Source organism: Deltaproteobacteria bacterium (genome assembly GCA_016183175.1).
GTDB lineage: Bacteria > UBA10199 > UBA10199 > UBA10199 > SBBF01 > JACPFC01.
On sequence record JACPFC010000029.1, the window covers coordinates 1 to 12,590 of the forward strand.

The 12,590-nt window shown below is 54.2% G+C and carries 8 protein-coding genes; 2 read left to right on the top strand and 6 right to left on the bottom strand.

The window, feature by feature from the left end; all coding sequences use genetic code 11:
- The 4 genes from HYU99_03735 to glmU all read right to left on the bottom strand — a co-directional run.
- On the bottom strand, positions 1–2,211 hold a 2,211-nt coding region (locus HYU99_03735; protein MBI2339467.1), incomplete at its 3' end, for a UvrD-helicase domain-containing protein.
- A 59-nt stretch (positions 2,212–2,270) separates the two neighbouring features.
- On the bottom strand, positions 2,271–4,106 hold the full coding sequence (gene glmS, locus HYU99_03740) for a glutamine--fructose-6-phosphate transaminase (isomerizing) (GenBank protein MBI2339468.1): 1,836 nt from the start codon (positions 4,104–4,106) through the stop codon (positions 2,271–2,273).
- A 139-nt stretch (positions 4,107–4,245) separates the two neighbouring features.
- A complete protein-coding gene (locus HYU99_03745) occupies positions 4,246–5,124 on the bottom strand; it encodes a L,D-transpeptidase family protein (protein ID MBI2339469.1) in 879 nt (292 codons plus the stop codon).
- A gap of 36 nt (positions 5,125–5,160) precedes the next feature.
- Positions 5,161–6,549, bottom strand: a complete 1,389-nt coding sequence (gene glmU, locus HYU99_03750; protein MBI2339470.1) for a bifunctional UDP-N-acetylglucosamine diphosphorylase/glucosamine-1-phosphate N-acetyltransferase GlmU — start codon at positions 6,547–6,549, stop codon at positions 5,161–5,163.
- Between the two features lie 78 nt (positions 6,550–6,627).
- On the opposite strand from glmU, the gene HYU99_03755 reads away from it, so the two are divergent.
- Entirely contained in the window at positions 6,628–8,283 is a 1,656-nt protein-coding gene (locus HYU99_03755; GenBank protein MBI2339471.1) for an HAD-IC family P-type ATPase, read from the top strand.
- Positions 8,284–8,790: 507 nt separating this feature from the next.
- Here the strand turns inward: HYU99_03755 and rimO are convergent.
- Positions 8,791–10,185 (bottom strand): 30S ribosomal protein S12 methylthiotransferase RimO, encoded by a 1,395-nt coding sequence (gene rimO, locus HYU99_03760; protein MBI2339472.1) that lies wholly within the window; start codon positions 10,183–10,185, stop codon positions 8,791–8,793.
- A gap of 158 nt (positions 10,186–10,343) precedes the next feature.
- Entirely contained in the window at positions 10,344–11,984 is a 1,641-nt protein-coding gene (locus HYU99_03765) for a hypothetical protein (GenBank protein ID MBI2339473.1), read from the bottom strand.
- A 360-nt stretch (positions 11,985–12,344) separates the two neighbouring features.
- Here HYU99_03765 and HYU99_03770 point away from each other — a divergent pair.
- Positions 12,345–12,590 (top strand): TIGR01212 family radical SAM protein (locus tag HYU99_03770; GenBank protein MBI2339474.1); only part of this gene is annotated, 246 nt, incomplete at its 3' end.

Here is a 12,590-nt window from a genome sequence, read left to right on the forward strand (position 1 = left end):
GCAGGCGGTCGCGTTGGGCGCGGCAGTTTTTGGCGCCCTGGCGTCGAGCGATGCCGGGAGTGAGCGACACGACACAGAGGGGTTCCCCCCTTTGAAAAAGGGGGGCAAGGGGGGATTTGAGCACCGCTCCCCGACATCGTAACGCCGTGTCCGTTCGATAATTTCCGAGGCGGGCCTTCGCCGCGCCGAAGAGGCTTCGACCTCGCAGGCGGGGCGCTGATCGAAATCGTAATCGATTGAACTTTCTTCTTCATCCTCCATCGAACCGGCGATTTTTTTCTGCGAAATCTTCTCCAGCAGATCCTCGGGGATCTCGTCCAGAAAACGCGAGGGGATGGCATATTGGCTCGACCCGAAGAGGCGGCGATAGTTGACAAAACTCAAAAAAAGTTTTTCCCGCGCCCGGGTCATCCCCACATAGCAGAGGCGCCGCTCCTCCTCGACATCCTTTTCCGCATCGAGCGACCGGCTGTGGGGAAAAAGCCCCTCCTCCATTCCCACCATGAAGACCACCGGAAATTCCAGCCCCTTGGCAAGATGAAATGTCATGAGGGGAAGCCGGTCTGCCTCCGGATTGAGATCGTCGGCATCGGAGACAAGAGCGGCCTGATCGAGAAACCCTTCGAGCGTCGGAGATTCTTCCCGTTGGCAATATTCCTCAACGACATTCACCAGTTCTTCAAGATTCTCCATCCTCCCCTCCGCCTCTATCGTCTTTTCATCCTGAAGCATCTTCCAGTAGCCGGTCTTCTCATAGAGGTGCGTCATGAAATCTACGAGTAACATTTGTTGTAAATCATTTTTGAGCGTTTGAATGAGAGTTATAAAGGGATTCAATTTGGAAATGATGGATGGCTGTAGGGGCGAGGTTCCCTCGCCCGGGCGGGGAGACCCCGCCCCTACAATCACGTCCCACAACGAAGATCCTTGCTGACCCGCAATCTTTTCCAATTTCTCCACCGTCGTCTTCCCGATCCCGCGCGCCGGAACGTTGATAATCCGCTTCAGGCTGATGGAATCGGCGGGATTTACCAGCAATTTGACATAGGCGACCATGTCCCTGATCTCCTGCCGGTCGTAGAATTTGGTGCCGCCGATGATCGCATAGGGAATATCCCGCCGCCGCAGTTCGTCTTCGAACGGCCGCGACTGGGCATTGGTGCGATAGAAAACAGCCATGTCGGCCAGACGATACCGCCCCCGCAGTGCGTCGATTTGATCCGCCGTAAAAACTGCCTCATCGGTTTCGGTGAGCCCTTCAAAGAGTGTCAGCCTCTCCCCTGCCCCGTTTTCCGTCCACAATGTCTTCCCCAGCCGCCCCCGGTTGTTGGCCACAACCGCCGAGGCCGCTTTCAGGATAAATCCGGTGGAACGGTAGTTTTGCTCGAGGCGGATCACCCGCGCCTCGGGATAGTCTTTCTGAAAATCGAGGATATTTTTAATCTCGGCGCCGCGGAATTTGTAAATCGACTGATCGTCGTCGCCGACGACGCAAAGATTTTTGTGTTTCCCCGCAAGCAGGCGAATCAGCTCGTATTGCGCCCGGTTGGTGTCCTGATATTCGTCCACCATGACATAGGCGAACTGATTTTGATATTGGACCAGGATTTCGGGATTTTTTCTGAAGAGAAGCACAACGTTCAAAAGCAGATCGCCGAAATCCATCGCCTGATTGGCAAGGAGTTTTTGCTGATAATGCCCGTAAACGGAGGCGACGCGTGTTTCAAACGGATTCACTTCAGCCGGCTTGATGTCATCAGCCAAAAGGGCGTTATGCTTTGCCTGATTGATCCGGTGGGCGACCGCCTTGGGGTTTGCCCGCTGGGGATTGATGTTTAACTCCTCGAGGCATCGGGTGATCAGCGTCAACTGGTCACGGTCGTCGTAGATCGTAAAATCTCTGCCGTATCCCAGCGCTTCCGCGTGACGGCGAAGGATTCGGAGACAGGCGGAGTGAAATGTGGAAACCCATATGTCCTGCGCCACCCCTCCCAAAAGTTTTTCGACGCGTCCCTTCATTTCACCGGCCGCCTTGTTGGTGAAGGTGACGGCAAAAAGATTCCACGGCCGGATATTCTTTTTACGGAGAAGCCAGGCCATCCGATAGGCAAGAACCCGTGTCTTTCCGGAACCGGCCCCGGCCAAGACCAAGAGCGGGCCTTCGGTGTGGAGAACCGCTTCGCGCTGTTTGGGGTTTAATTGGGATAACATTATTGTACGGGCGCTACTTGCTACGCCCTGATTGGGCGGGGCAAGCCCCGCCCCTACATTCATTCGACTGTGACGCTCTTCGCCAAATTTCTCGGCTGATCCACATCGGTTCCTTTCAGATCAGCCACGTAATACGCCAACAACTGCAAAGGGAGACTCGCCAGAATCGGTGTAAGGTACCATTCCGATTTGGGAACATAAAAAACCGAGTCGCATTTCTTTTCGAACCGGAGGTCCCCCTCGGTGGCAATGGCAATAACGCGAGCCCCGCGCGCCTGCACCTCCTCGATATTCGAAATCATCTTTTCGCAGACACGATCCTGGGGAGCCAGGGCCACCACGGGGGCGCCCGGCTCGATAAGCGCGATGGGACCATGCTTCATCTCGCCGGCCGAATATCCCTCGGCATGAATGTAGGAGATTTCCTTAAGCTTGAGGGCCCCTTCGAGGGCGATGGGGTGATGAACCCCCCGGGCAATGAAATAAAAATCACGATGCCGATAAAATTTTCCGGCGATGGCGGCGATTCCATCGCTGTGCCCCAGCACCTTCTCCATCAGATAAGGAAGGCGGATCAGCTGGTTGACCGCCCTTTTGATATAGGAAGGTTTCAGCCATCCGTTTTTCTTTCCCAGATAGAGCGACAGCATCAAAAGAAGGGTCAACTGGGTGGTAAAGGCCTTCGTGGAGGCCACGCCGATTTCGGGCCCCGCGTTCGTGTAAAGGGTGGCATGAGCGGCACGCGGGATGCCGGAATCGATGGCGTTGCAGATCGAGATGACCTTTGCCCCCTTCCTGCGCGCCTCCTGCGCGCAGGCGAGCGTATCGGCCGTCTCCCCCGACTGTGAGATGACCAGAAGAAGCGTTTTGCGGTCGATAAACGGCTCGCGGTAGCGGAACTCGCTGGCGGTGTCGACACTGACCGGAATTTTGGCGATCGCCTCGATGAAATATTTTCCCGCCATCGCCGCATGCCAGCTGGTCCCGCAGGCGACAAGGTAAAAACGGTTGAAGAAAGGAAATTTCCCCTTTCCAAGAACCGGATCGATAACGCCCAGATTTATTTTTTCACTCCCCTTAAGGACACGACCGATCAGCGTATCCCCGACGGCGCGCGGCTGTTCAAAGATTTCCTTCAGCATGAAATGCTTGTATCCCCCTTTTTCGGCCATCTCGGCGCTCCACTGGATTTCTTTGGCTGACTTTTTTATTTCTTTTCCATTTTTCCCCAGCACTGAAACACTTCGGCCGGTCAGCACCGCCATTTCATCGTCTTCGAGAAAAACCACCTTTTTGGTATAGGGGAGAACCGCGGGGATATCGGAGGCGACAAAGTTTTCGTTTTCCCCAAGCCCCACCACCAGAGGCGAACCCTTTTTGGCGGCGTAGACCTTGTCCGGCTCCTCCAAATCCAGAACGGCGAGGGCATAGGTCCCCTCCAGCTCGGACAACGCCTTTTGAAAGGCCGGAAAGAAGGGGACATTTTTTTTCAGATGGCGGTTGATGACATGACAGATGATCTCGGTGTCGGTTTCGGACTTGAGGCGGACGCCTGCGGCGGTCAGCTCTTCTTTCAGGGAATGATAATTTTCGACAATGCCGTTGTGCACCAGGACAACCCGCCCCGCCTGGTGGGGATGGGCGTTTTTCTCCGAGGGTTTTCCGTGCGTGGCCCAGCGCGTGTGGCCGATTCCTGCATGGCCCGGAGGCGTTTGTTGCCCAATGCGGGCCACCAACTGCGACAGTTTCCCCTCAGCCCGGCGGATCGACACGTGGTGGTCATTGACCACGGCAATTCCCGCCGAATCGTAGCCGCGGTATTCGAGCCTTTTCAAGCCCTCGAGAAGAACAGGGGTTACTTCGCGATAGCCGATGTAGCCGACGATCCCGCACATAAGATTTGGGGCCCTTTCGGCCCTTTAAGGAAACTACTCGTATTTATTTTATTTTTTATCGGGCCTCAAATGGGCCCAAACCCCGCGTTCAGGACGGGGCAAGCCCGATCCTTCACTTATCTTTTAATATTGAATGGAGCTAGAAAAGGAAAGTAAAATTCGGGGGGAGATTTGAATACAGCATTGGCTCGGGCAAATGTTTTTTGGCCCTCCACGCCTCATCCACCGGATCGGGAATCGGGGCATAACATGAAGTGAGAGTGCCGGGGAACAACTCTTTAAGGGGTACTTCAACGGACCGGACTTCCGAGGTCCTGATCAGCTTTTCGTAGGCCGCCTCATAGACCTGCTGAAGATTCAACCCCTTTGTCTCAAGAAGCGTCTCCACCGCCTTTTCCCGCTCTCCTGCTCTGCCGTAAAAATCGGGATGCGCCGCAACCGTATCGCCGGTGATTTTGAGGACATCATACTCAATTTCAACCGGGACAGGAGAGGGAAGTTTGACCGTATAACTCTGTCCCCGTTTTTTACCGTATTCATCCAGCAATATCGGATTGGTTTTTTCGGTGAGATGCGTTTGTAGCCACCAGGCCAGATTTCGGGCGTCAGCGTTTTTCATCCGCATGCAACCGTGCGAGGCCGGTCGGCCGATGGATGATTCGTTGTTGGTGCCATGCAAAAAAATCGCCTCCCCCATGTCCATCTTGACCACGCCGAGAGGATTTTGAGGCCCCGGCGGTTCCGGCTTTGCCCCCTTGGCCCAGGGGCTGGGAGGGGGAAACCACCAGGGGTTCCAGACAATCATCGTGAGATTTCTCGGACCGATCGGGGTTTTGTAAACCGGAGACCCGACGGCAATCGGGAAACGATCAATGAGTTGATCCTCATTATATAAGGAAACCTGGCGGGCGGGGATGTTGATGATGAGTTTAGGACTTACCCCCTCGGCCCGGACGAAAAGGGAAGAAAACCAGACCGAAAAAAACAGAGAAACTGCAGTGATTTTGGCCCCTTGCATACTTCAAGAGCCACCCCAATGTTTTATCCTATCACACTATTTTTTCTTTTTCCTCTGTTTTTTTGCCCAGTTTTTGATCTCCACTTGGGGGGGACGTGTGAGGGCCAGACTACGCGGTTTGACGTTTTTGGTGATGGTGGAGCCGGCGCCGATAACGGCCCCACGGCCAATGCGGACAGGGGCGACAAACTGGGTGTCGCTCCCGACAAAAACGTCGTCTTCGAGAACGGTTTTGTATTTATTGAAGCCGTCGTAGTTGCAGGTGATGGTGCCGGCACCGACGTTTACCCCTTTGCCGATCAAGGCATCGCCGATGTAGGATAGATGATTGGCCTTGGAGCCTTTGCCGATTTTGGATTTTTTGACCTCCACAAAATTGCCGACTTTGGCGCCAGGGCCGATCCGGGCCTTCGACCTCAAGTGCGCAAAAGGGCCGATCGTCGCCCCCTTTTCGATCCGGCTTTTTTCGATGTAAGACGAGGCCTTGATGGTGACGAAATCGTCCAGGACCGAATCTTTGATCATCGATCCCGGTTCAACAAGGCAATGTTTGCCGATGACCGTTTTTCCCCGAAGAGAAACAGGGGCCTCAACGAGCGTCCCCGCCCCGATGCGAACACCGGCATCGATAACCACATTTTCGAAACCGGAAAATCGGACGCCCTCGGCCATCAACAACTTGACTCGTTCGCGGTTGATCCACCTGCTGACGCATGTCAGGTCCTCCTGCGTATTAACCCCCAGCCCATCCGCCGGATCGGCAACCGTTACGGTGGCGAGAGTTTTCTGCTCGTGAAAAGCCAGACCGACAAGATCGGTGAGATAATATTCCCTTTTGATATTTTTGTTTTCGATCTGTTTTAATTTCTCCTTGAGAAAAGGACCGTTGATCAGATAGACGCCTGTATTGATTTCCGCGATTTTTCGCTGATCTTCATCGGCATCTTTCTCCTCGACAATGGCGCACGGCTCGCCCCGTGAAGTGCGAAGGACCCGTCCATAACCGAAAGGATCGGGCAGAACAGCGGTGACAAAGGTCAATACGGCGTTTTTTTCGCGGTGCGTCCGGATAAGATTTTCCAGCGTCGATTTTTTGAGAAGCGGCATGTCGCCGCAAAGGATCAAGACATCTCCGTTAAAGTTTTTCAGGGCCTTCAACCCCATCTGCACCGCATGGGCCGTCCCCAGGGGAGAATCCTGAACGGCAAAGGTGACGCGCCCAGGGCCGAGGTCGGAAACCCCCTTGCGGACCGCCCCATTCTTTTTGCCGATGACCAGAACAATGGGTGTGACGCGCAATCGCCTGCAGAGGTCGAGCGGATAAGAGATAAGCGGTTTTCCCCCCACCGGATGAAGAACCTTGGGAACTTCCGACTTCATCCGGGTCCCGGCCCCGGCGGCAAGAAGGAGAACAGCGATTGACATTTTGGGGGAAATTACTTGAGCAATACGGGAAAGTCAATTAGACCTGTAAAAAATGGTTAGGCCGAAAGGGCCCCAACTATGATTGTCGCACACTTAAAAAACCTCCGGGCGTCAAGGGCCCGCCTTGTCAAGGGACAGCAGATTGTCGAAATCGACGCCGCCCAGATTAAAAAAGGGGATTTAATCCGGGTCATGCCCGGCGAGACAATCTCCTGCGACGGAGAGGTTGTGGCGGGAACCACCCGGACGGACGAGTCGATGTTCACCGGCGATCCCCTCCCTGTTCTGAAGGCAAAAGGGGAATGGGTCACCGGAGGTTCATTAAATCAGGACGGGGCCATCACCATTCAGGCCGAACAAACAACATGTGACGGCTTCCTCGAACAACTGATCCGGCTGGTGGAAGGGGCCATCGCCGGTTACTCCAGGGCAATCAGGCGCTACCAGGCGGTTATCCTCTTCGGCCTGACGGTTGTTTCAACGGGAGGACTCTTTGCCTTTCTGACCCTAAAGCCCGAAATTGCCGCCTTAAGATTGGTCTTTCTGCTGGTCATTGCGGCCCTCCCCGCCACAGTCACGTTGATGGTCATGCCAAAGATCCTTTTTACCGCCCTGGATGCCACCGTCCGAAAGGGCATTCTGTTACGAGATTGTTCTTTCTTCTTTCTCTTGTCCCGGATGAAGGCCATCTTTTTCGAAAAAACGGGAACCCTGACAAAGGGGGAATTCGTATTTTCTCAAACGTTGTTGGAACAGGGGATCAATCAGGAAACGCTCCTCTCCGCCATTTTTTCTCTTGAGGCGATGTCCACCCATCCACTGGCGGCGGGAATGAAAACGCACCCGTGGCATCTTGAAATCCCCAAATATCCGGTCGAGAATTTCCAGAGCCATCCAGGACTTGGCCTTTGCGGCACGATCCGGGAGGCGGGAGGAAAGGCCCATTTTGTCTGTGTGGGGAACATCCGGTTTCTGAAACGGTTCCAACTGCAGATCTCGCGCGCCATGCGCGAGGGGGTGGAAGAGAGGGAGATGATGGGAGAAACGGCGCTGGTCTGCGGCTGGGACGGGCAGGCCAAGGGACTCATCAGCTTTGCCGACGCCTTCCGCACCGATGTCAAACCGATGCTGGATAGTCTTTCCAAACAGGGCATCAAGCCGATCATGATCACCGGCGATCAGGGGGAGGCCATCGCCCAATTGACCTATGCCCACGGGCTCCATCAGATTTACGACCGTTGCCTTCCGGAAGAAAAAATCAGCAAGATAAAAAAACAGCAGTGGGGGGGAAAAATCGTCGGCCTTGTCGGATCGCCGCGCAACGAAGGGCCGGCTCTGGCGCAGGCCGATGTCGGCATGATCATCGGCGCGGGAACCCGGCGCGTGGCCTCCGCCCCCGTTTCTTTTCTGGGGGAAAAATTTTCAGGTCTGACAACCCTTCTGACCTATGCGCAAAAAGTGGCGTCAACCATCACCGCATCGGTCACTGCCGCCCTGTTGACCCATGCGATGCTTTTGAGCTTGGCCTTCTTCGGATTTATCCATCTTCCGGGGGTGGCCGCCGCGTCATGCCTGATGGTGTTTTGGTTGACGGTTTTCCCCTTAAGGCTCAAAAAATGGCTTGATCGTCAATCCCCCGCCGAGACCCGACTAAAGCCAGATTTAAGGCAATCCACGCCGCTCCCAGAAAAAAGCCTCCCGTCACATCCGACAGCCAGTGCACTCCCAGGGTGAGGCGGGACAATCCAATAGCCAGAACAAGGATGGTCAACGGGATGAGGGCCATCTTGTTTGTTTTTGAGGGCTCCCGACGGGAAAGAATGATCAGAGTCAAAAAACAAAAAACCAGAGCATCGAACGCATGCCCGCTGGGATAGGCATAAGTTTTGAGCAGATATTCCGGATCGTAGCCGACCGGCCGGGGTCGGCCAAAATAAATTTTCAAGAGGGCGTTCAACGGGAAGGCAACGGCCAAAGAGACAAAATATCCGGCCGCCGCCTTAAACCGCCGCTTAAGGCACAACCACGCAATAACGATGCCTCCCAGACCGTACAGCGTTGCGGCGTCGCCCAAAAAGGTGACGCCCCGGCCAAAAAGGAGCCAGCCGGGGGTTTTGAACACCTTGAACGATTCGTAAAGCCATTGATCGAATTCCGTCAGTCCGGTTGTCTTGAAGACCAGAAAGGTATTCAGGAAAAAAAGAAGGACAAAAAAGACAAAAAGCGCAAGCCGGTTGTGCCTCATGAATTTACAATTTCCCCCAAAAGGTCGTATTCAAAGGCATCGGTAATTTTTACATCAACAAAATCGCCGGGCGCCGCCTTTCTTTTCCGGGTGAGAATTTCACCGTCTATTTCCGGGGCCTGTCCGTAAAAACGCCCGCTCCCCGGATATTCATTCTGATCCGACGGCCCTTCATAAAGAGCCCTCAAGGTCCGGCCAACATACGCCCGGTTTTTTTTCAGCGAAATTTTCTGCTGGACCTCCATAAGATAATCGCGTCGCTCTTCCCTGATTTTTTTCGGCACTTGGGCCTTAAGATCAAACGCCGGCGTCCCTTCTTCATCCGAATAGGCAAACACCCCCAGACGGTCAAACTCCGTCTCTTTGACAAATTGAACCAGTTTTTCAAACGCCCCGTCCGACTCGCCGGGATAGCCGGTGATAAATGTGGTCCTCAAGATAATGCCGGGGATTTTTTCCTTGAGGCGGTTGATGAGACGATAAATATACCGTGACGAAGAACCCCGGCGCATCGACTTGAGGATAGCGTCATCGATGTGCTGGAGCGGGATGTCCACGTATTTGCACAGGTGCGGATGGTCCCGTATCAGCTCGATGAGCCGGTCGGGAAACTGGAGGGGATACATATAGAGAAGACGGACCCAGAAATCGCCCGGAAGATCGGCAATTTTTGTGAGGAGACTGAAAAGACTCGTCCCCTCTATGGCTCCGGCCTGGCCTCCGGCTCCGGCCACTGACCCCATTGGGGCTGGCCGGCGGTCGCGGCCGTATTCATTTAAATCCTGGGAGATGAGATTGAATTCCCTCACCCCTTCGTCGCATCCGCGGCGGATTTCTTCGACCACGTCGTCCAGAGGGCGACTGTTTAAAGGCCCGCGCATTTTGGGGATAATGCAGAAGGAACAGGAATGAGAGCACCCCTCCGCGATTTTCACATACCGGCTGTAGGCCGGCGTGGCATAGACCCTCGGCGTTACCGCCGCGGGAAGGTCTTTGGGATATTCGACAAAATTCCGTTTTCTATCTCCTCCCAGCTTGTTGTGGATGACAAGCGCCAGACGCGAAAAATCGCCGGTGCCGATAAAGGCATCCACCTCCGGGAGAAGCGCGGGGAGTTCTTTGCTGTAACGCTGGGTCAGGCAACCCGCGGCCACAAGGAGTTTCAGATTCCCTTTTTTCTTTTCCCCGGCGATTGCAAGAAGGGTGTCGATCGATTCCTGTTTGGCGGCCTCGATAAAACCGCAGGTGTTCACCACCGCCACATCGCTTGCAGAATCGGAAGGGACAACGGTAAAACGTTCGTTGATGAACTGCCCCGCCATGACCTCCGAATCGACGAGGTTCTTGGGGCATCCGAGAGAGATAAAACGGACTGTGGTTTTTGAAGGCATAAAAAAACCCTCTACAATGAGGGTCAACACTGTATAACCAAATTATTCACAGGCGGCAAGAGTCTCTTATTCCAGGGTTTAGGGTCTAGCCACTTGGGTCTAGGGTAACTGCTTTAAAAAACCCTAAGCCCCAGACCCTAGCCCCTAAACCCTGCTTTTTACAGCCCTGTCTGAATCAAAAAGGCCCCTGCCTTTCCGGGGGCGCCGAGTTCGAGTTTGAGCGTTCCTCCAATCCTGCCGACATCCTCCCCTTTGAGGCCGATGTAGGCAATCGACCCTCCGGCAATGGTTCTGGAGATAGGGAACGAACCGGGCGCGCGAACGGCGGGTCCGTCCAGGACCGTGCCTCGGTTGTCGTCCTGCGAGGCGCGCAGGTTGATCCCCTCAAATTCCAACCGTGCATCGGCGGAGAGGCCGGTGCCGCTCATGAAAACGGCCAGACCAAACCGCCCCAACAGCCTTCGAAAAGCGGGCGCTACGGGCGCATCCTCCCCCACCGCCGCCCGGACGACGTTGGCCACTCCTGTGGCATCGGTGTCCAGAAGACGCGCAATCAGTTCGGCGCCGGAGGCGGCCCCGAGTAAATCCCCCTTCTCGGCCTGTTCGTAGAGGTAACGCATAAAGAGATAGGCGCCGCCCCGCTGGTAGAGAGAGGCGCCGCAGGAGAAACAGATGGCGTCAATGTCCCTTAAATAGCCGGCGACCCGGGCGAAATTTTCAATCCCGGTCGCCTCCATGTAGCTATCGGCGTTCAAGCTGTAGATATCCTCCGCCAGATGCGCCGCCCCTTCGTTAAGCCAGGCAGACTCGGCCGCGCCGTCGTTGACAAAATAATGCATGTTGAAATTGATCATGTGCTGAAACTCATGGGGCAGAACGCCCGGGAGGATGTTTCCCAGGGCAAACGATTTGGAAATCGGCGTGCCGAAGTTGCCGTCGGGATCGGGGACAAAGGTGTAGAAAATTTCCTGCTTGTTGGACTGGGGATAGGTGCTGTCCGAAAAAAGATCCACGGCGTAGTTGAAGCCGGTGATGATGCCGCCGCTGGAACCGCCGATCTGGTTGACCACCTGGGTCATCAGGATGGAAAAGTGTCCATCGCCGTTGACATCCGACGGAGCGCCAAAAAGCCCCTTTTCTTCGGGGATCAGTTCGTTGAAAGGTTGCGCGAGTTCCGCCAGATCGTCATCCGAGAGGCCGCCGGTGTTTCGGTCGTCGATGTAGAGGAAAAAATTTTCCGTCTTATAGCGCAAAACGGCCGTGACGGTTGTATAGCTCCCGCCCCCTCCAAAGGAATTGATTACTTTAAAGCTCCGTGTGCTTCCCAATACCGGCTCGCCAAGCGCCGTAGCGGCCTTAAGGCCGGAAGGATCATCAAGCCTCGCCTCGTCGTCGAGGCCCGCCTCTTCGTTTCGGAGCCATTCGTGAAAATCTTCCGTCAGGTCCCCGGATGAATCATCCACCAGCGCCGACAGGCCCTTAAGATTCTCTACGCCCGCCATTTCATTGATGCTCCCCAGGTTAAAGCCGTCGGTGCGCCCCGATTCGTCGTAATGATGGATCATCAAAACAAACCGCTGGCTGTCGGTAACAGCACTAAAATCGATATCGGCAGATCCCGTTTCGTCATTCAGCGCCACCTCGGTGACCGCCCCCCCCTCGAGGCTCTCTCCGCTGAATTCCTCGTCGCTTTCACTTCCACTTCCGTCATTGGAAAACTTCTCGCCGTTGCCGCCGCACGACGCCAAAACCCAGATGAATAACGTGCAAATCCCCTTTACCCAGATCCCCTTTTTCACACCGGCTCCTTCCAAATGATAGTTTCTTTGGACCCTTAAACTAGTTTATATAAGCAAATAATATGCCAACGCGTTATTTTATTTTTTTACAATTATTTTCAATTAGTTAGATATATTACTACTTTTTAAAAAAAATTATAAGGGTTAAATATTACCCTTTTATATAACGTACAAATCATTGAACTTTGTTCAGGAATAACGCAGTGAGTCAATTTGGGGAGCGGGGAGTTGGCCGGGAACCCCTTGAATTTGAAGGCAAAAGAAGGGTAGGAGGATTTTGTTCCCAAAAATTTTTCTCAAGATGATTCATTTCTTAAAATGATAAACCGGGCGGCTCGGTATCGGTCCTTCGACCGCGAAATGAAGCAAAAATTCGGGGAGCGGGTTTTTCGCGTCACCCTGTCCGCGGGGATGACTTGCCCCAATATCGACGGAAAACGGGCAAAGGGGGGGTGCACCTTTTGTCAAGATGCCTCATACCTGGGCTTAAGTTACACGCCGGGGGTGTCGATAGAAGAACAGATGCGAAAAGCAAAGGTCTACGTCACCCACCGGCATCAAACAGAAAAATTTATTGCCTACTTTCAGAACAGGACAAATACCTAC

Bases quoted from the DNA above. Each gene is read 5' to 3' on its own strand.
- HYU99_03755 (MBI2339471.1), top strand. From the start codon at position 6,628: ATGATTGTCGCACACTTAAAAAACCTCCGGGCGTCAAGGGCCCGCCTT.
- rimO (MBI2339472.1), bottom strand. From the start codon at position 10,185: ATGCCTTCAAAAACCACAGTCCGTTTTATCTCTCTCGGATGCCCCAAG.
- glmS (MBI2339468.1), bottom strand. From the start codon at position 4,106: ATGTGCGGGATCGTCGGCTACATCGGCTATCGCGAAGTAACCCCTGTT.
- HYU99_03745 (MBI2339469.1), bottom strand. From the start codon at position 5,124: ATGCAAGGGGCCAAAATCACTGCAGTTTCTCTGTTTTTTTCGGTCTGG.
- glmU (MBI2339470.1), bottom strand. From the start codon at position 6,549: ATGTCAATCGCTGTTCTCCTTCTTGCCGCCGGGGCCGGGACCCGGATG.